This is a genomic window from Promicromonospora sp. NPDC052451 (assembly GCF_044547525.1).
In the GTDB taxonomy this organism is placed as follows: Bacteria; Actinomycetota; Actinomycetes; order Actinomycetales; family Cellulomonadaceae; genus Promicromonospora.
On sequence record NZ_JBIUAP010000005.1, the window covers coordinates 251,180 to 268,128 of the forward strand.

A 16,949-nucleotide genomic window follows, 5' to 3' on the forward strand; every position below is an offset into this window, starting at 1 on the left:
CCGCCGGCCGCTCAGCCGTCTCGCGCGTCCCCGGGCACGTCCTGCGACGCGTGCCCCGCGGCGGTCCTCGCCTCGATCGCCCTGATCACGGCCACCATGTCGGACCCACCGTGCCCGAGCGCCGCGGTCTCGCCGTAGAGCGCGAGGCAGACGTCGAGCAGCGGCGTGCTCGTCCCGGCCTGCCGACCGGCCTCGACGACCAGCCGGTTGTTCTTCAGCACGTCGGGGATCGCCGCCTGGACGGAGAAGTCGTCGTCGAGGAGCTTGTCGGCCTTGATCCGCGAGACGTTGCTCGCCATCGGCCCCGCGTCCAGCACCGCGGCCAGCAGACGGCGGTCCAGCCCGTGCCGGTCGGCGAAGTGGAACGCCTCGGCCAGGCCGGTGACCATCGCGATGAGGAACGTGTTCGTGGACAGCTTGAGCAGCGTCGCGCGAGGCACGGCCCCGCACAGGACGGTCTCCCGGCTGACCGGCCGTAGGATCTCCCGCACCTCGTCCACGACAGGCCCCTCACCGGCCAGCATGACCACCAGCTCGCCGTCCTCGGCGGGCCTGCGCGATCCGGAGACGGGCGCCTCGACATAGCTGCCGCCGGCGCGCTCGACGTCGGCCGCCAGACCGGCCGAGTACCCGGCCGACGTCGTGCTCGTGCTGACGACGACGTGGCCGGCGACGAGGTCCGCGAAGGCCGGCGTCCCCCGGCCGAGCACCTCGTCGATGGCCGCCTCGTCGCTCAGCATGACGATCACGACCCGCGCCGCGCCGAACACCTCGGCGGGCGAGCCGGCAACGCGCGCACCGGCCTCGCGCAGCGGTTCGGTCCTCGCCCGGGTGCGGTTCCAGACGATCAGCGGCTTGCCTTCGCGGGCGAGATGGAGGGCCATGGGCTGCCCCATCACCCCGAGCCCGAGGAATCCGGTGGTCACGCGACCGTTTCTACCGGCGTCCACGCCCCGCGGTCTTGAACGATTGTGCTGACTCACCGGGTGCGCTGCCGCTCGCCACCGCGGCGGCCCAGCGTGCCGGCGTCAGCCCGTAGGCCCGCTTGAACATGCGGCCGAGATGGCTCTGGTCGGCGAAGCCCGCGGAGGCCGCGGCCTCGGCGAGGGACCGTCCGGCGGCGATCAGCCTGCGCGCCCGGGCGAGCTGCCGCATCGTGCGGTAGCGGGTCGGGCTCGTGCCGTACGCCGCCCGGAACTGGCGGGCGACCGCCCACCGGTCGAGCCCGGACACCTCCTCGTACCGGCTCGTCGGGTGCAGCACGGCCGGGTCGTCGTCGATCAGCTCGCGCACGTTCCGCAGCGCAGCCAGCGGGAGCGAGCGACGAGTGACCGTCGACGGCGACGCGTGGCCGGCCAGCATCCCCGCCAGGTCGGCGGCGAGCTCCACCCGCTCGAACTCGCCGATCGGGTCGTCGATCCCTCGCAGGTACCCCACCAGCGCGGAGGGCACGGCCCGCCGCCCGATCACCGGATCGGGCACGAACGGCAGCGGCCCGTCGCCCAGGGCCTCCCGGACCAGGCCCGGGTCGAGGTAGACGATCCGGTAGCGGAAGCCCTCGGCCGTGCCGGCCGTGCCGTCGTGCACCTCGTCCGGGTGCAGCACGTGCGCCTCGCCCGGCATGCAGTAGCGCTGCTCCCCGCGGTACCGGAAGCTCTGCACCCCGGCCAGCGTGATCCCGATCGCGTACGTGTCGTGCCGGTGCGGCGCGAAGCTCTCGCCCACCAACGACGCCTCGAGACGCTCGACGCCCGCAGCGCCGGCACCGAACCGGAGCCGCAGGCCCGTGGCGTCCGACATGGGCCTGGTCTCGCTCAGCGCAGCGCGCGCTCTGCCGCGACCAGCACCTGGGCGACCGTCGGGGCCCCCGCGGCGCGGAACACCTCGGCGCCGTCCGCGTCCCGGACGAGGACCATGGGGGTGGACCGGATGTCGAGCGACTCGGCCAGGCCCGCCTCGTGGGCCACGTCGTGCTCCACCATCGTGGCGCCCGGGACGATCCGCACCGCCTCCGCCAGGACGGCCCGCGTGTGGTGGCACGGGCCGCAGAAGGCCGAGGTGAAGAGCTCGAACTGCACAGCGGACATCTCTCGGTCCATCCCGTCGCGACTCGTCCCGCGCCATCTTGACGCACTGTTCAAGTTATCCTACGGTTCTTGACCATGACGTCAAGTAACTCGGTCGCGGAGCCGGCGCCGGTCGCCGAGGCCGCCCACGAGCCGGCACCCGAGACCGCCGGCACCACCCCCGTCACCCCGATGCCGTTCGAGCTCCTGCCCGTGGGCGAGGCGTTCGGCGTCTGCGACCTGGACGGGGTGTGCTCCTGATGGCCGGCGAGGCGTTCGGCTCGGCGGGCCGGCTCGTCGTCGACGTGTGGAGCGACGTCGTGTGCCCGTTCTGCTACATGGGTGACGCCCTGCTCGACCAGGCGCTGGAGAAGTTCCCGCACGCCTCGGGCGTCGAGGTGCGCTACCACAGCTTCCTGCTCATGCCGGAGGTCCGCGACGGCGACGCCCCGGTCAACCCGGCCGACCACCTCGCGGCCAAGCACGGCATCCCCCGCGAGCAGGCCGTGGCGATGAACGAGCAGGTCTCGGCACGCGCCGCGCAGGTCGGCCTGGAGTACCACCTGGACCGCGCGCAGGCCGTCAGCACCCGCACGGCGCACCAGCTCAGCCACTTCGCCGCGGCGCACGGCAAGCAGCGCGAGATGATCCGCCGGCTCTTCCAGGCGTACTTCACCGAGGGGCTCGTCGTCTCCGACCACGAGGTGCTGGCGGACCTGGCCGCCGAGGTGGGCCTGGACCGCGCGGCGACCCTCGCCGCCCTGGCGAGCGGAGAGTACGCCGAGGCCGTCGAGGCGGACCTGCGCCAGGCCCGGCAGTACGGCATCAACGGGGTGCCGTTCTTCGTGTTCGCCGAGAAGTACGCCGTCTCCGGCGCTCAGCCGGTGGAGGCGTTCCTGCAGGCGCTCGAGACGAGCTGGAACGAGACGGTCGGCTCGGCGGCGGCCGGAGCCGCCCGGTGACCTCCCAGTCCCCGCGCCTGCGCGCCGACGCGCGGCGCAACGTCGAGGGCATCCGCACGGCTGCCCTCGACGTCTTCCGCGCGGGCGGCCTGAACACCCCGCTGGAGGAGGTGGCGCGCGCGGCCGGGGTCAGCAAGGGCACCATCTACCACCGCTTCGGGGGCCGGCAGGGCCTGATCGACGCGGTGGTCGAGGACCTCGTGGCCGAGCGCATCCGGGGCATCATCACCGCGGCCGCCGCCGTCGACGACCCGGTCGAGCGGTTCGAGACCTATCTGCGGCAGATCTGGCTGCTCCAGTACGACGAGCCCGCCGCCAACGACGTCCTGCTGCGGGCGCTCCCCGGCTCGGCGCCGGTGACCGCCCTGTGCGAGCACGCCAGCGCGGCGGCTGCCGGTTTCCTCGCCGACGCCCAGGCCACCGGGGTGATCCGCGGCGATCTCACCCCGCAGGACGTGGACCTGCTCGTCTGGGAGCGCGGCATCATCGCGCGCGCCTGCGAGCAGCAGCCACGCGACGGCTACCGCCGGCGGCTCGAGTTCACGCTGCGCGGCCTGCGCGCCGCCGGCTGACGGGACGCCGGCCGCCGCGCTACGCGGCGTCGCGCCCGCGGAAGGTGACCCGGTAGCCGCTCGGGGTGACCCCGGTGGCGCGGCGGAAGAGCGCACGGAAGGTGCTCGGGCTCGGGAAGCCCACCTGCCGCGCGATCCGCTCGACGCCGTAGTCGGTGGTCTCCAGCAGCTCCTGCGCGTGCCGGATGCGCACCCCGGCGATCCACTGCATGGGGCTCTGCCCCGTCTCCTCGTGGAACCGGCGGTTGAGGGTCCGCACGCTCGTGCGGGCGGCCGCGGCGACGTCGGCGAGCGCCAGGTCGGTGTGGGCGTTCTCCTCGATCCACCGGAGCACGGGTTCGAGGGTCGCGGTCCGGAAGGTGGGCGGGTTGCGCAGGATGAACTGCGCCTGCCCGCCGTCCCGGTGGAGCGGCGTCACGGAGAGCCGGGAGGCGTCCGCCGCGACGGCGACGCCGTGGTCCCGGCGCACGAGGTGCAGGCAGAGGTCGAGGCCGGCGGCCGCGCCGGCCGACGTGAGGATCTGCCCGTTGTCGATGTAGAGCGACCCGGCGTCCACCTCGACGGCCGGGTACCGGCGGGCCAGGGCGTCGGCGGCGAGCCAGTGCGTCGTGGCGCGCAGCCCGTCGAGGAGCCCGGCCTCCGCGAGCGTGAAGGCCCCCACGCAGACGGACGCGATGCGGGTCCCGTCCGCCGCGGCCGCACGGAGCGCGGCGAGCGCGGCCTCGGGTGCGGGGTCCTCCGGCCGGATCCGCCCGGGGACGACGACGGTGTCCGCCCGTGCGAGCGCCTCGAGCCCCAGGTCGGTCCCGATGCGCAGCGGGCCCGCCTCGACCACCGGCTCGGTGCCGCAGACCAGCACCTGGTAGGCGGGGCGCCCGTCGGGCAGGCGGGCACGGCCGAAGACCTCCACGGGCGTGGCCAGATCGAAGATGATCGTGTCCGGCAGGGCGACGACAGCGACGGTGTGCACGCGCCCACGCTATCCGGCACGAGAGCGAGATCTCGCGGGTCCGGGGCGGCTGGCCAGATCTCGTCGGTCTATGGCCGCCCGGCCGCTGTCCCGGCTGCGAGGGTGCCGCCGAGCATGGTCGGGGGCGCCACTCCGGCGCCCGTGACCGCACCGAGGGAGCATCATCATGGCCGTGTCGGCCCAGGTCGTCCTGTTCGACGGATTCGACCCGCTGGACGTGATCGGGATCTACGAGGTCCTGACCGCCGGCGGCATGGTCGGTGGCGCGACGACCGCCGAGCTCGTGGCCGCCGAGGGGCCGCGAGCCGTCGCCTCGGGCATCCCGGGGATCAGCCTGGACGCCCGGAGCGGGCTGGACCCCGACCGGCCGGGCTACGTCGTCGTCCCCGGAGCCGTGGGCCCGGTCGAGGGCGGCCCGGAGGACGGCGCCGAGACGATCCCCGCACTGCTGGCCCGCTTCGCGCAGTCGGCCGCGATGCCGCTGGTCCGGCGGGCCCTGGCCAACCCGGACGTCACCGTGGCCACGGTGTGCGGGGGATCCCTCGCCCTGGCGATGGCGGGGCTCCTGCAGGGGCGCACCGCCGTCACGAACGCCCTGGGCACTGACCTGCTGAAGGAGACGGGTGTGCACGTCGTCGACGCCCGGGTGGTGGACGACGGCGACCTGCTCTCGGCGGGCGGCGTGACGTCGGGCCTGGACCTCGGGCTGTACGTGCTGGAGCGCGAGGCCGGCCCGAGGATCGCCCGGGCGGTCGAGGGCTTCTTCGAGTTCGAGCGCCGCGGCACGGTCTGGGCCGACCGGGGCCGGGTGCCCCAGCCCCTCTGACGACGGCCTCCGGGCGCACTACGGTGGACGGATGGAGCCTGCGACGAAGGAGACCACCCGGCCGACCGTCGTCTTCGACGTTCTCGGCACCCTGGTGGACCAGACCGGGAGCATGGGGCGGCACGTGTCGGCGATGGCCGCGCTCGACAGCGGGGCCGCGGCCGAGGTCGCCCGCCGCTGGCTGGCCCACGTGGCCCACCAGGAGCGTGCGATCGTGGCGGGCCGGCGCGCCTTCGTGCCGAGCCACGAGCTCGACCGCGAGGCGGTGGCCGGGCTGGTCCGCGACGGCTTCCTGCTGCCGGACGCCGCCGCCCGGCTGACGGACGCGTCGGAGTGGCTGCAGCCGTGGCCGGACACGGTGGCCGGCCTGGACCTGCTCACCGCGGACGTCACCGTGATCGGCCTCTCGAACGCGAGCCGCCGGGTGCTCGCCGGGCTGAGCACCAACGCGGGCCTGCGGTGGCACCAGGTGCTGTCGGCCGAGGACGCGGGCAGCTACAAGCCGGACCCGGCCGTCTACGAGCTGGCCCTGGACACGGCACCGACGGGTTCGGGGACGCCCGTCATGGTCGCCGCGCACGCGTGGGACCTGCGTGCCGCGGCCGCCGCCGGGATGCGCACGGCGTACGTGCCACGGGCCGACGGCGACCCGCCCGCGCCGGACGACACGTTCGACCTGCACGCGACCAGCCTGCTCGACCTGCACGCCCAGCTCCTGGGGCTGTAGCACGAGGCTGTCGGATCGGGCCTGGTCGGCCGGACTCGACGTGCCGGACCTGACGTGCCTCGGCGCGCCGGGCCGGCACACGACGTCCGGCACGGGGTCTGGGTGCGAGTGCCGTGAGGCAGCCTTACGGTCGGAGGGCGGCGCCCCGGTCGTCCGCTCGATCGGGGCGCCGCACCACCTGCGACCGGCCGCTCGCACCGCCGGTCGCCCGGTCCGGAAGGAGCAGCCATGAGCGAGAGCGACAGCGAGACCTACCGCGAGCGTCCCGGCACCACCGACGGTGCGAGCGGCCGCACGACCGACGACCGCACGAGCGGCCGCACGGACGGCGCCCCGGCCGACCGGACGCCGGACGACTCGGCCGACGACTCGCCGATGCACCCGGCGGACCCGAGAGCCGTACCCGGCGAGCACCCCGAGGACAACCCCGACAAGGACGGCGAGGAGCGGTTCGACGCCGGCTGACCCTCCACATCGGCCGGGGCGACCGGTCTAGGCGACCGGTCATGGCGACCAGTCAGGGCGACCGGTCAGGTGCACCGGCCGATGCGTCGCCGGCTGGTGCACCCGGCCGGCGTCGTCTCAGCCGTCGACGAAGGTGCCGCCCGCCGCGGTCGCCAGGTCCGGCCCGAGGACGGTGGCCGGCGTCCACGCGCCGGGCTTGCCCTCGCCCCGGGCGAGGCGCTGCGCGACCGTGGCCGCCGCGGCGGCGGTGAAGTCCATCGCCTCGCCGGCACGCAGCCACCCCTCCCGCTCGGTGCCGTCGGCCCACGTGACGACGGCGTGCCCCCAGGTGTGCTCGCGCGGCCGCGGCGAGGCGGGCAGCTCGACGCGGGCGAGCCGGGACACGACCAGCCGGCGTAGCGCGGGCACCCGCAGCAGCGCACCCGCCACCGGCAGCAGCGCCCGGACCGCGGGGGCGGCCGGGACGAGCATCGACGTGGCGACGACGTCCGGGGCGCCGCTCGCCGTGCGCGCCCCGTAGAGCTCGCCCGAGGGGGCACCGACGCTGGTCACCGCCACGCCGTCGGGCAGGGTGAGGCGGTAGACGTCGGCACCGAGACGGGTGCGCACGAGCCGGCCTCCGGCGTAGCGGCGGCCGCCGGTCGCCGCGACGTCCACCATGCTGGCGGCCAGCGCCTCGCCCAGCCGACCCGCCTCGACGGCCACCGACGCGAGGGCGTCGACCCGGACCCGGGCCGGGACAGGGCGCCCGGCGCAGAGCCGGGCCACCACGGCCTCGGTGCCCAGCACGCCGAACCCGGCGCCCGTGACCAGGGTGCTGCCAGCGCCCTCCGCCTCGTCGTGCAGCGCGGCGAGCTGTTCCATCGCGCCAGGTCGGAGGCCAGGTCGACGTAGTGGCCGCCCGGCAGGCACGCGCGCACCACGGGCAGCGCGGTCCGGGCGTAGTCGCCGATGGTGTTGACCACCACCGCGGGCCGCTGCCGGGCCACCTCGTCCGCCGTCGCCTCGGGGGTGGCGGCGACGACCGTCCGCACGCCCGGCTCCGGCCCGAGCTGCTCGGCGGCCCGGCGCAACCGCCCGGCGTCGCGCCCCACCAGGACGGGTGCCACGCCGTCCGCCACGAGCCGGGCGGCCACGGCCCGGCCCGTCCGCCCGGTGGCGCCGAGCACCCAGATCTCCCCGGCCCGGGCCGGGCCGTCCGTCCCACCGCTGCGCTGTGCCATGCAGGTCTCCTTCTCGTCAGGCCGGGCACGCTCGCACCCGAGTGATGTCACTGTGTGTCATCATCACGGTAGCACTCATGGCACACAGTGTCATCAGTGCTAGTCTCTGACCGTGGCGAGATGGGATCCCGGAGCGCAGGAGCGCCTGACCGAGGCCGCGCTCGACCTGTACCTGGAGCGCGGCTACGACACGGTGACCGTGTCGGACATCGCGGAGCGCGCCGGCCTGACCCGTCGCACCTACTTCCGCTACTTCCCGGACAAGCGCGAGGTGCTCTTCGCGGGCGCGGAACGCCTGCCGGACGCCGTCCGCGCGGCGGTGCTCGCCGCCGACCCGGACGCGCCGCCGTTCGCCGCGGCGCTCGACGCCCTCGGCCGCGTCGGTGCCCAGGTGGCCACGCTCGTGGACCACCGCCACGCCGCCCGCCGGCGGGTCGTGATCGACGCGAGCCCGGAGCTCCAGGAGCGCGAGCGGACCAAGGCGGCCGGCGTGGTCGCGGCGATCGAGGAGGCCCTGCTGGAACGCGGCGCGGAGCCCGGTACCGCCGCGCTCGTGGCGCAGGTCGGGGCCGCGACGCTCGGCCTGGCCTTCCGCCGCTGGACCGCCGGGGACGGCACGAGCTTCAGCGACGACCTGGCCGCCGTGGCCGGCACCCTGCGGGAGGCCCTGGCGCAGTGAGGCGCGGCACACCGGCCAGGCCTCCGGTCGCCCGTCAGGTGAACATCAGATGAACGATGGCGGAACAGTGCCTTGCTTTCGCCCGAAATCGCGGTTCGACCCCTGATCCGTCTCCGACCATCGAGGGCGTGACCGAAACGCTCCTGCTCGTGCTCGTCGTCGTGACAGCACTCGCCTTCGACTTCACGAACGGATTCCACGACACGGGGAACGCGATGGCCACGTCCATCGCCACCCGTGCCCTCCGGCCGCGGACCGCCGTCGCGCTGTCCGCCGTGCTCAACCTCGTCGGGGCGTTCCTCTCGCTCGCCGTCGCCGCCACCATCGCCAAGGGCATCGTCGATGCCGAGGTGATCACCCTGCCGGTGGTGCTGGCCGGCCTGGTGGGCGGCATCGTCTGGAACCTGCTCACCTGGCTGCTCGGCATCCCCTCCAGCTCCTCGCACGCCCTCGTCGGCGGCATGGTGGGCGCGGTGCTGGCGGCGGTCGGCACGTCGGGCGTGCTGTGGACCGGCGTGGTGTCCAAGGTGCTGCTGCCCGCCCTGCTCGCCCCGCTCATCGCGATCGCCGTGGCCGGCCTCGGCACGTGGTGCGTCGCGCGCCTGACCCGCGGGGTGCCCCAGGACGTGACCAACCGCGGCTTCCGCTGGGGCCAGATCGGCTCGGCCTCGCTGGTCTCGCTGGCGCACGGCACCAACGACGCGCAGAAGTCGATGGGCATCATCCTGCTCGCGCTCATCGCGGGCGGCGCGGTGCCCGCCGACTCCGACGTGCCCCTGTGGGTCATCCTCAGCTGTGCGATCGCCATGGCCGTCGGCACCTACATGGGTGGCTGGCGGGTCATCCGCACGCTCGGCAAGGGCCTCGTCGAGATCGACACGCGCCAGGGCATGGCCGCGGAGACGTCGTCCGCGGCGGTCATCCTCCTGTCCAGCCACTTCGGCTTCTCACTCTCGACCACGCACGTCGCGACCGGCTCGGTGCTCGGCTCCGGCGTCGGCATGCCGGGCGCGAAGGTGCGCTGGAGCGTCGCCGGGCGCATGTTCGTGGCCTGGGCCCTGACCCTGCCGGCGGCTGGGCTGGTCGGCGCGCTGTGCCACTGGCTCGAGTCGGCCATCGGCGGTGCGGCGGGCACCATCGCGGTGCTCGTCGTGCTGGTGGCGTCCACCCTCGCCATCTGGATCGCCTCGCGGCGCCGGCCCGTCAACCACGCCACCGTCAACGAGGACTGGGACGAGGACAAGGGCGCCGACGTGCAGCCGGTCGCCGCGACGACGGGCGCCACGGGCGGCGAGCGCGTCGCCCCCGTGCCCGCCGTGGCGACGGCCTCCTCGGTCGGCCGGGCCATCAGCTCCGTGGGAGCGGACGACGCGGGGAACGCCGGCACCACCTCGAAGGGAGAGCAGTCGTGAACGAGTTCATCGAGTGGGGCGCGCTGGGCCAGGTGCTGGTGGCGGGCGTGCTCGTCGGCGCCGGGATCCCCGCGCTCTTCGCCCTGGGACTGCGCCTCCTGGCCGGCACCGGACCGGTCCCGGAGGCCGCGCGGGCGGACGGCGGCGAGCCGGCCCCCCACACCGGCGCAGCCGTCCCCGCGAGCACGCCCCGGCCGGGTCCCGTGCGCCTGGCCGGAGCCGTGCTGTGCCTCGCGATCGTCGTCGCGGCCGTGGTGACGGGTCTGGTCTTCGTGGTCACCGGCGGGCACTGAGCCGCACGCCCCCGGACGAGGCACGGCCGGGGTCAGGCCGCGGCCGTGCGCGTCGCCTCCCGCGCACGCACGGCCAGCGTCACCCCGAGCACGACGGCGGACGCCGCGGCCGCGGTCCAGGCCACCGGGGCGGACGGGAGCGCGCCGTCCCACCGGGCCACGGCGATCCAGGCCAGGCCCCAGGCGATGGCGGCGCCGACCGCGAACCGCCCCCGGCCCCGCACCGCGAGCGCCACACCGATGCCGGCGACCGCCAGCAGCACGACGACCGCCCACCCGTCGGGCGTCAGGCCCGCGCCGCCGAACCCGGAGGCGACGAGGGCCGCCGCGACGTTGGCCACGGTCGCGACGCAGACCCAGCCCAGGTAGACGCCGAGCACCCCGTCGACCAGCACGCGGTCCAGCGGACCGCTCGCGCGGGTGCGGGTCAGCAGCACGAAGATGCGGCCCAGGAGCATCAACAGAACCCCGATGACCAGCACACTCACCCAGAGCCGGCCCGCCTGGACCACCAGGATCCACGCGGCGTTGAGCAGCATGGTCCCGGCCACCGGCAGCCGCAGGCGGCGCTGCCTGTCCTCGGCCACGGGGAACCACTGCAGCACGGTGTAGCCCGCGAGCCCGAGGTAGACCACCGTCCACACCGCGAAGGCACCCGACGCGGGAGCCAGGAGCGTGGCATCGGTGGAGAGCGCGCCGCCCGCGGCCGACGCGATCGGGGTGCCGCCGAACACCCCGACGCCGATCATGGAGCCGGCGAGGCACACCAGGAAGCTGAGGGTGACGGCGATCTGCCCGCCCCGGTCGGTGGATGTCTCCTGTGCCATGCGGTGGTCCTCCTCGGGTCGCCCGGTCGGCGGCCGGCTCAGGAAGGACACCCGCCGCAGCACTGTCTAGCCTAGCTAGTAACCTGCCCGGCTTCCTGATAGAGCGACCGACCGGGAAGAGGCCGGGAAAAAGGTCGCCCGCCGGTCCGGTCCCGGCTTGGATCGCCGGTATGACGATCCACCTGAACGTGCCCGGCGCCGACGACCTGACCCGGGCCGTCGACGTGCTGCGGGAGTGGCAGTCCGACACGGATCCCGTGCAGCTCCACCCCGGGGACATCGGCTGGTTCTGGCGGTGGGGCACCACGGCGACGGCGGCGGCCGTCCGCACCTGGACACGGGACGGACACGTGCTCGCCGTCGGCCTGCTCGACGGCGCGGACCTGCTGCGCCTCAGCACGGCGCCCGACGTGCGCCGGGACGAGTCCCTGGCCCGCAGGATGGTGGCCGACGTGACGACGCCGGAGCGCGGCGTGCTGCCGGGCGGGGAGGTCATGGTCGAGGCGCCGCCCGGCGCCCTGGTGAGCGAGCTGCTCGGCGAGGCGGGCTGGGGTGACGACGAGCCGTGGGCCCCGCTGGTGCGCGACCTCGCCGGCCCGGTCGAGGACCCGGGCGTGCGGGTGGAGGTGGCCGGACCCGACCGGGCGGGCGAGCGCACCGCCGTCCACCGGGCCGCGTTCGGCGGCCCCTCGTTCACCGACGACCGCTGGCACGCGATGGCCGCCGGCCCGCTCTACGCCGACGCCCGGTGCCTGGTCGCCTACGACGAGGCGGGCACGGCGGTCGGCGCGACCACGGTCTGGTCGGCCGGCGCCGGGCGGCCCGGCCTGATCGAGCCCCTCGGCGTGCACCCGGACCACCGCGGGCACGGCTACGGCAGGGCGGTCACCCTCGCCGGGGTGGCCGCCCTGCGTGAGCTCGGCTCGTCCAGCGCCGTCGTCATCACCGAGAGCGCGCGCACCCCGGCGGTGGCCACCTACGTGTCGGCGGGGTTCGACCGGCTGCCGGACCGCCTCGACCGCCGCCGGGCCGGGTAGCCGGTCAGACCCGCAGCCAGGCCGTGGTCGCTCCCGGCAGGCGGCCGCCGTCGAGCGGGGCGCTGGTCAGCAGCACCTCGCCGGCGGGCAGGTCGACGACGTCGTCACCGAAGTTGGTGACGCTCAGCCAGCCGTTCGGCCGGCGGAACGCGAGCACGTCGTCGCGGCCGGTGTCGTGCCACTCCATGGTCTCGTCGGTCTGGAGCTCCCGGCGCAGGGTGAGGGCCCGGCGGTACAGCGCGAGCGTCGAGGCCGGGTCCTGCTCCTGCACCTCCACCGCGAGGTCCCCGAACCAGTCCGGCTGCGGCAGGTCGGCGGGCCCGGCACCGAACCCGAACGAGGCGCCCTCGCGCGTCCAGGGCAGCGGGACACGGCACCCGTCGCGGCCGATCTCGATGCCCGGGCTCCGGAAGAACGTCGGGTCCTGGCGCGACTCGTCGGGGATGTCGGCCACCTCGTGCAGGCCCAGCTCCTCCCCCTGGTAGAGGTACGAGGAACCCGGCAGCGCGAGCTCCAGCAGCGTCGCCGCACGTGCCCGGCGCAGCCCGAGCTCCCGCTGGAGCACGGGCTCGGTGCCGCCCGAGAGCAGCCACCGCTTGCCCTGCTTCTCCGCGGTGTGGTCGCCGCCGGCCGCGCCGGTGCCACGCGGGGGCAGTCCGTAGCGGGTGGCGTGCCGCACGACGTCGTGGTTGGAGAACACCCACGTCGTGGACGACCCGGACGTCTCAGCGAGCTCCAGGTTGAACGTGATGATCTCGCGGAACTGCCCGGCGTCGAAGTCGGCCTCCAGCAGGTCGAAGTTGAACGCCTGGCCCAGGCCGTGGGCGCTGGCGTAGCGCGCCCGGCGGTCCGCGGCCACCCACGCCTCGGCGACAGCGGTGCGGGGCGGGTCGTAGGAGTCGAAGACCGTGCGCCACTCGGCGTAGATGTCGTGCACGTCGTCCCGGTCCCACAGGGGGTGGTTGCCGTCGCGCGGCGTAGCGTCGAGCTCGGCCTGGCTGGGCAGCTCCTCACCGAGGTCCTTGGCGAGGCCGTGCGCGACGTCGACCCGGAACCCGTCCACCCCGCGGTCCGACCAGAACCGCAGCGTGTGCAGGAAGTCGGCCCGGACCTCGGGGTTCTTCCAGTTCAGGTCCGGCTGCTCGGTGGCGAAGTGGTGCATGTACCACTGGCCGTCCCCGACCGGTTCCCAGGCCGGGCCGCCGAACACCGACTGCCAGTCGGCGGGCGGCTCGGCACCGTCCGGCCCCTTGCCGTCACGGAAGATGTAGCGGTCGCGCGCGGGCGATCCCTTCGGCGACCGCAGGGCCTCCTGGAACCAGACGTGCCGGTCCGAGGTGTGGTTCGGCACGAGGTCCACGATCAGCTTGATCCCGGCGTCGTGCAGCGCGGCCACCAGCGCGTCGAAGTCGTCGAGCGTGCCCAGGCGCGGGTCAACGTCGCGGTAGTCGTCCACGTCGTAGCCGCCGTCCGCGAGCGCCGACGGGTAGAACGGGCTGAGCCAGACGGCGTCGACGCCGAGCTCACGCAGGTACGGCACGTGCGCGGTGATGCCCGGGAGGTCGCCGATGCCGTCCCCGTCCGCGTCGGCGAACGCGCGCGGGTAGATCTGGTAGACGGCGGCCTGCCGCCACCAGGTGGCGTCTCCGGCGGAGGAGTCGGGGGTGAGGGTGGGCTCCATCACTTCGGTCATGAGGTGATCGTTCTCCTTGCTTGTCTGGCTGGGCTTGTCTGGCTGCGGCTTGCCGGGACCGGCTAGCCGGGGCTGGTCACTTGACGGCGCCCTGGGTGACCCCGGACATCACCCAGCGCTGCGTGAAGAGGTAGACGACGATCGCCGGCGCCATGGCCATGAGGTAGGACGCGAAGGCGACGTTGTAGTTGTTGCTGAACTGGGTCTGGAAGATGTTCTGCAGCACCGGCAGGGTCTGCAGGGCCGGGTCCGACGTGATCAGGAACGGCATCATGAAGTCGTTCCACGACGCCAGGAAGGCGAAGATGCCCACCGTCGCGCTCATCGGCGCCAGCAGCGGGAACACCAGCCGCCAGAAGACCTGCCACGTGGTGGCGCCGTCGAGCCGGGCGCTCTCCTCCAGCTCGGCGGGCAGCGAGCGCAGGAACGCCGTGTACAGCAGCGTGCTGAACGAGAGCTGGAACATCACGTGCAGGATCGCGACCCCGACCGGGTTGTCCAGGCCCGCGAGCCCCGTGAGCCGCACCTGGGACAGCGCGAGCACCGGGAAGGGCAGGAACATCGCGCCGAGCAGGTAGAAGAACGACCACCGGAACAGCCGCCGGTCCCAGTTGCGGGCGATGGCGTAGGACGCGACGGAGCTGAGCACGACGGTCCCGGCGACCGCGACCGCCGTGACGAGCAGCGAGACCGCGAACGAGCGGGGGAAGCTCGTCAGCGTCCAGGCCTCGGCCAGCCCGTCGAGGCTGACCGGGGCAGGGAGCGAGAACGCGTTGCCGTCCACCGACTGCTCGGTGGTCTTCAGCGCCATCGTGACCGTGACGTAGATCGGCACCAGGACGGCGAGCGTGCACGCGAGCAGGACGACGGTGACCGGGACATTGATGCGCCTGGACATCAGACAGCCACCTTTCCACGGGTGAGCCGCAGCTGCACCAGGGCCAGCACGAGGGCGATGAGGAAGAAGACGGTGGCGTTCGCCATCTGGTAGGCGTAGTCGCCGCCGGTGAACCCCGAGAAGATGGTCATGGCCACGCTGCGGGTGGCGGTGCCCGGTCCGCCGTCGGTGAGGCCCACGATGACGTCGTAGGCGTTCAGGAAGTTCTTGAAACCGATCACCATGTTGATCAGCACGTACCCCGCGAGCAGCGGCAACGTGATGGTGCGCAGCTGCCGCCAGCCGGAGGCGCCGTCGATGCTGGCCGCCTCGTACACCTCGCCGGGGATGGAGACGATGCCGGCGGTGTAGACCAGCAGCGCCGACGGGATCGCCTGCCAGGCCGTGACCACCACGATCGCCGTCCAGGCCAGGTCCGGGTCGGCCAGCACGCTCTCCTGGAGCGCCGTGAGCCCGACGGCGGAGGCGAGCTGCGGCAGCGAGTTGGAGAACAGGAAGTTGAAGACGTAGGCGATGATGATGCCGGAGACCACCATGGGCAGCACGAACACCGTGCGCAGCGCCGCCCGGGCGGGGATGCGGGCCGCCAGCCCGATCGCGAGCAGGAACGCCACGACGTTGACGACGACCACCGTGACCAGCGCGAACCCGACGGTGAACCCGTAGGAGCTCAGGATCGCCGGGTCGGAGAACAGCACGGCGTAGTTGGTCAGACCGATGAAGCGGGCCTCACCGAACCCGATGGAGTCGGTGAAGCTGTAGGCCACGCCCATGATCGCGGGGACGGTGATCGCGAGCGTGAACAGCGCGACGGTGGGCAGCAGGAACAGGTAGTAGGTCGCGTCGACGCGCCGCCGTGGGGCGGGGCGCACCGACGTTCCCTCGGCGAGGGCCGCTGCGGTGCGGGCCTCGGGGAGCGTGGTGGCTGGTGTCGCCATGACAGGTCCTCGGGTTCGGGGGCGGGTTCAGGAGCGGCGGGCCAGCCGCGCCCAGTCGGCGTCGACGGTGCGCAGCACGGCGCCCGGGTCGGCACCGGTGACGAGCGCCTGGGCGTAGTTGTGGATCGGGATGGACTGCGGCACGAGCTGGGACGGGCCGAGGTAGAACCGGGCGTCGTCGTAGTAGGTCTGCAGCTCGACGAGGGTGGGGTGGGTGACCGGCGGCGCGTCGGTGGTGACGCCGAAGCCGAGGTTGTCGGCGTTGTAGGTGTCGATGACCTCGGGCCGCATGAGGAACGTCAGGAGCTCGCGGGCGGCGTCCTGGTTGGGTGAGATCTCGGGGATCCACAGCGCCAGGTCGACGTTGACCCGCACCTTGCGGTCCGCCGGGTCGTCCGTCATGGGGAGCGGGAAGACGCCGACGTCGAGGTCGGGCGCCGTCTTGGCGATCTCCGTGAGCGCCCACGGGCCCTGGAGGTACATCGCCGCCTGACCCCGCGCGAAGGCGAGGTTGCCGTCGCCGTAGCCCCGGCTCGTGGCGTCGGCGTTGGAGTAGCCCACCAGGGTGAGCATGCGCTCGACCGGCTCGCGGAGGTGCTTCTCGAACGAGACCGGCGAGTCCGGCCCCGTGTCGGCGCCCTGCTGGGCCAGGGCCTCGAAGAACGCGGTGACGTCGACCATCCCGCCCACGGTGTAGTCGAACAGCCCCTGCCCCACCGTCCACGGGTCGGCGTAGGTGCCGTAGAACGGGGTCACGCCCGCGTCGGTCAGGGCGTCGCAGACCTCGATCAGCTCCGACCACGTGGTCGGCGGCACCAGTCCGTGGTCGGCGAAGAGCGTGCGGTTGTAGAGCACACCGGCGGCCATGAGGGAGTACGGCAGCACGCTGGTGCGCCCGGGGTACGACGCCGTCAGGTCGACGAGCGGCAGCAGGTCGGGGTTGATCCGGCCCGCCTCGGGCAGGTCGCCGAGGTCGCTCATCGCGCCGCGGTCCACGAACCGCGCCACCTCGAAGTTGTAGTTGAGGCACCCGAGGTCGGGCGGCGAGTTGCGGACGAACCCGGCCGACAGGTTCGACGACGAGTCGTGGCTGACCCGCAGGCCCGGGTGCGCCTGGCGGAACCGGCCCAGGAGCTCGCCGAAGTAGCCGATGGCCTCGGGCTTGGACTGGTGGAACGACACCTCGGCGCCCCGGCCGAGGGGCCCGCAGCCCGTCAGCGCGAGGCCGGCGCCGAGCAGACCGGCGCCGAGGAAGGCCCGTCGGCTCAGGCCCTGCGACGGTGGAGGGGAAGGTGCTGGCACGTCGTCGTCTCCTTGGTCCGGCCCGCCACCCACGCTGGTGCGGACCTAAATCTAATGTC

20 protein-coding genes are annotated in these 16,949 nt (G+C 74.0%); 10 read left to right on the forward strand and 10 right to left on the reverse strand.

All coding sequences use genetic code 11. The features are described 5' to 3' along the window. Positions 1-11 precede the first annotated feature (11 nt). Genes ACIG47_RS11010 through ACIG47_RS11020 form a run of 3 tightly spaced genes read right to left on the reverse strand, consistent with a single transcriptional unit; the run spans position 12 to position 2,087 of the window. Positions 12-926 (reverse strand): NAD(P)-dependent oxidoreductase, encoded by a 915-nt coding sequence (locus tag ACIG47_RS11010; RefSeq protein ID WP_397430832.1) that lies wholly within the window; start codon positions 924-926, stop codon positions 12-14. Positions 927-936: 10 nt separating this feature from the next. Beyond that, the gene (locus ACIG47_RS11015) at positions 937-1,800 is read right to left on the reverse strand and encodes an AraC family transcriptional regulator (protein ID WP_397430833.1); all 864 of its coding nucleotides are present in this window, start codon (positions 1,798-1,800) and stop codon (positions 937-939) included. Positions 1,801-1,814: 14 nt separating this feature from the next. Then, positions 1,815-2,087, reverse strand: a complete 273-nt coding sequence (locus ACIG47_RS11020) for a thioredoxin family protein (RefSeq protein WP_397409267.1) — start codon at positions 2,085-2,087, stop codon at positions 1,815-1,817. Between the two features lie 75 nt (positions 2,088-2,162). Here ACIG47_RS11020 and ACIG47_RS11025 point away from each other — a divergent pair, with 75 nt between their 5' ends. The 3 genes from ACIG47_RS11025 to ACIG47_RS11035 are packed head-to-tail and all read left to right on the forward strand — an operon-like array spanning position 2,163 to position 3,600. Next, positions 2,163-2,327 (forward strand): hypothetical protein, encoded by a 165-nt coding sequence (locus ACIG47_RS11025; protein WP_397430834.1) that lies wholly within the window; start codon positions 2,163-2,165, stop codon positions 2,325-2,327. After that, positions 2,327-3,028 (forward strand): DsbA family oxidoreductase, encoded by a 702-nt coding sequence (locus ACIG47_RS11030; RefSeq protein ID WP_397430974.1) that lies wholly within the window; start codon positions 2,327-2,329, stop codon positions 3,026-3,028. Before ACIG47_RS11025 ends, ACIG47_RS11030 begins: the two co-directional genes overlap by 1 nt. Beyond that, the gene (locus ACIG47_RS11035; RefSeq protein ID WP_397409264.1) at positions 3,025-3,600 is read left to right on the forward strand and encodes a TetR/AcrR family transcriptional regulator; all 576 of its coding nucleotides are present in this window, start codon (positions 3,025-3,027) and stop codon (positions 3,598-3,600) included. The genes ACIG47_RS11030 and ACIG47_RS11035 overlap by 4 nt, the downstream gene beginning before the upstream one ends. A gap of 19 nt (positions 3,601-3,619) precedes the next feature. On the opposite strand, the gene ACIG47_RS11040 is transcribed toward ACIG47_RS11035, so the two are convergent. Next, positions 3,620-4,570 (reverse strand): GlxA family transcriptional regulator, encoded by a 951-nt coding sequence (locus tag ACIG47_RS11040; protein WP_397430835.1) that lies wholly within the window; start codon positions 4,568-4,570, stop codon positions 3,620-3,622. 166 nt (positions 4,571-4,736) lie between these two features. Here ACIG47_RS11040 and ACIG47_RS11045 point away from each other — a divergent pair, with 166 nt between their 5' ends. The 3 genes from ACIG47_RS11045 to ACIG47_RS11055 all read left to right on the forward strand — a co-directional run bounded on the left by ACIG47_RS11045 (position 4,737) and on the right by ACIG47_RS11055 (position 6,588). Beyond that, a complete protein-coding gene (locus tag ACIG47_RS11045; RefSeq protein WP_397430836.1) occupies positions 4,737-5,396 on the forward strand; it encodes a DJ-1/PfpI family protein in 660 nt (219 codons plus the stop codon). 31 nt (positions 5,397-5,427) lie between these two features. Next, positions 5,428-6,123: a haloacid dehalogenase type II gene (locus ACIG47_RS11050; RefSeq protein WP_397430837.1), complete on the forward strand. Its 696-nt coding sequence runs from the start codon at positions 5,428-5,430 to the stop codon at positions 6,121-6,123. A 228-nt stretch (positions 6,124-6,351) separates the two neighbouring features. After that, on the forward strand, positions 6,352-6,588 hold the full coding sequence (locus ACIG47_RS11055; protein WP_397409256.1) for a hypothetical protein: 237 nt from the start codon (positions 6,352-6,354) through the stop codon (positions 6,586-6,588). A gap of 117 nt (positions 6,589-6,705) precedes the next feature. On the opposite strand, the gene ACIG47_RS11060 is transcribed toward ACIG47_RS11055, so the two are convergent. Then, positions 6,706-7,452: a hypothetical protein gene (locus ACIG47_RS11060; RefSeq protein WP_397430838.1), complete on the reverse strand. Its 747-nt coding sequence runs from the start codon at positions 7,450-7,452 to the stop codon at positions 6,706-6,708. A gap of 471 nt (positions 7,453-7,923) precedes the next feature. Here ACIG47_RS11060 and ACIG47_RS11065 point away from each other — a divergent pair, with 471 nt between their 5' ends. From ACIG47_RS11065 to ACIG47_RS11075, 3 genes are all read left to right on the forward strand, one after another. After that, positions 7,924-8,490 carry a TetR family transcriptional regulator gene (locus ACIG47_RS11065; RefSeq protein WP_397430839.1) on the forward strand — a complete coding sequence of 189 codons (567 nt, stop codon included), beginning with the start codon at positions 7,924-7,926 and terminating at the stop codon, positions 8,488-8,490. 128 nt (positions 8,491-8,618) lie between these two features. Beyond that, positions 8,619-9,902 (forward strand): anion permease, encoded by a 1,284-nt coding sequence (locus tag ACIG47_RS11070; protein ID WP_397430840.1) that lies wholly within the window; start codon positions 8,619-8,621, stop codon positions 9,900-9,902. Next, positions 9,899-10,195, forward strand: coding sequence for a hypothetical protein (locus ACIG47_RS11075; protein WP_397430841.1), 297 nt, complete (start codon positions 9,899-9,901; stop codon positions 10,193-10,195). The genes ACIG47_RS11070 and ACIG47_RS11075 overlap by 4 nt, the downstream gene beginning before the upstream one ends. 32 nt (positions 10,196-10,227) lie before the next feature. Here the strand turns inward: ACIG47_RS11075 and ACIG47_RS11080 are convergent, their stop codons facing one another. Continuing rightward, positions 10,228-11,022, reverse strand: coding sequence for a tryptophan-rich sensory protein (locus ACIG47_RS11080; protein WP_397430842.1), 795 nt, complete (start codon positions 11,020-11,022; stop codon positions 10,228-10,230). 170 nt (positions 11,023-11,192) lie between these two features. On the opposite strand from ACIG47_RS11080, the gene ACIG47_RS11085 reads away from it, so the two are divergent. After that, positions 11,193-12,059 (forward strand): GNAT family N-acetyltransferase, encoded by an 867-nt coding sequence (locus ACIG47_RS11085; protein ID WP_397430843.1) that lies wholly within the window; start codon positions 11,193-11,195, stop codon positions 12,057-12,059. A gap of 4 nt (positions 12,060-12,063) precedes the next feature. Here the strand turns inward: ACIG47_RS11085 and ACIG47_RS11090 are convergent, their stop codons facing one another. The 4 genes from ACIG47_RS11090 to ACIG47_RS11105 all read right to left on the reverse strand — a co-directional run bounded on the left by ACIG47_RS11090 (position 12,064) and on the right by ACIG47_RS11105 (position 16,890). Beyond that, a complete protein-coding gene (locus tag ACIG47_RS11090; RefSeq protein ID WP_397430844.1) occupies positions 12,064-13,752 on the reverse strand; it encodes a glycoside hydrolase family 13 protein in 1,689 nt (562 codons plus the stop codon). Positions 13,753-13,828: 76 nt separating this feature from the next. After that, positions 13,829-14,650, reverse strand: a complete 822-nt coding sequence (locus ACIG47_RS11095; RefSeq protein ID WP_397430845.1) for a carbohydrate ABC transporter permease — start codon at positions 14,648-14,650, stop codon at positions 13,829-13,831. Further along, positions 14,650-15,588, reverse strand: coding sequence for a carbohydrate ABC transporter permease (locus tag ACIG47_RS11100; RefSeq protein WP_397409238.1), 939 nt, complete (start codon positions 15,586-15,588; stop codon positions 14,650-14,652). The genes ACIG47_RS11095 and ACIG47_RS11100 overlap by 1 nt, the downstream gene beginning before the upstream one ends. Positions 15,589-15,615: 27 nt before the next feature. Continuing rightward, positions 15,616-16,890, reverse strand: coding sequence for an ABC transporter substrate-binding protein (locus tag ACIG47_RS11105; protein ID WP_397430846.1), 1,275 nt, complete (start codon positions 16,888-16,890; stop codon positions 15,616-15,618). Positions 16,891-16,949 lie beyond the last annotated feature (59 nt).

Excerpts from the sequence above, each read along its gene's own strand:
- ACIG47_RS11015 (WP_397430833.1), bottom strand. The coding sequence starts at position 1,800 with ATGTCGGACGCCACGGGCCTGCGGCTCCGGTTCGGTGCCGGCGCTGCG.
- ACIG47_RS11020 (WP_397409267.1), bottom strand. The coding sequence starts at position 2,087 with ATGTCCGCTGTGCAGTTCGAGCTCTTCACCTCGGCCTTCTGCGGCCCG.
- ACIG47_RS11025 (WP_397430834.1), top strand. The coding sequence starts at position 2,163 with ATGACGTCAAGTAACTCGGTCGCGGAGCCGGCGCCGGTCGCCGAGGCC.
- ACIG47_RS11030 (WP_397430974.1), top strand. The coding sequence starts at position 2,327 with ATGGCCGGCGAGGCGTTCGGCTCGGCGGGCCGGCTCGTCGTCGACGTG.
- ACIG47_RS11045 (WP_397430836.1), top strand. The coding sequence starts at position 4,737 with ATGGCCGTGTCGGCCCAGGTCGTCCTGTTCGACGGATTCGACCCGCTG.
- ACIG47_RS11050 (WP_397430837.1), top strand. The coding sequence starts at position 5,428 with ATGGAGCCTGCGACGAAGGAGACCACCCGGCCGACCGTCGTCTTCGAC.
- ACIG47_RS11055 (WP_397409256.1), top strand. The coding sequence starts at position 6,352 with ATGAGCGAGAGCGACAGCGAGACCTACCGCGAGCGTCCCGGCACCACC.
- ACIG47_RS11060 (WP_397430838.1), bottom strand. The coding sequence starts at position 7,452 with ATGGAACAGCTCGCCGCGCTGCACGACGAGGCGGAGGGCGCTGGCAGC.
- ACIG47_RS11080 (WP_397430842.1), bottom strand. The coding sequence starts at position 11,022 with ATGGCACAGGAGACATCCACCGACCGGGGCGGGCAGATCGCCGTCACC.
- ACIG47_RS11085 (WP_397430843.1), top strand. The coding sequence starts at position 11,193 with ATGACGATCCACCTGAACGTGCCCGGCGCCGACGACCTGACCCGGGCC.
- ACIG47_RS11090 (WP_397430844.1), bottom strand. The coding sequence starts at position 13,752 with ATGACCGAAGTGATGGAGCCCACCCTCACCCCCGACTCCTCCGCCGGA.
- ACIG47_RS11095 (WP_397430845.1), bottom strand. The coding sequence starts at position 14,650 with ATGTCCAGGCGCATCAATGTCCCGGTCACCGTCGTCCTGCTCGCGTGC.
- ACIG47_RS11100 (WP_397409238.1), bottom strand. The coding sequence starts at position 15,588 with ATGGCGACACCAGCCACCACGCTCCCCGAGGCCCGCACCGCAGCGGCC.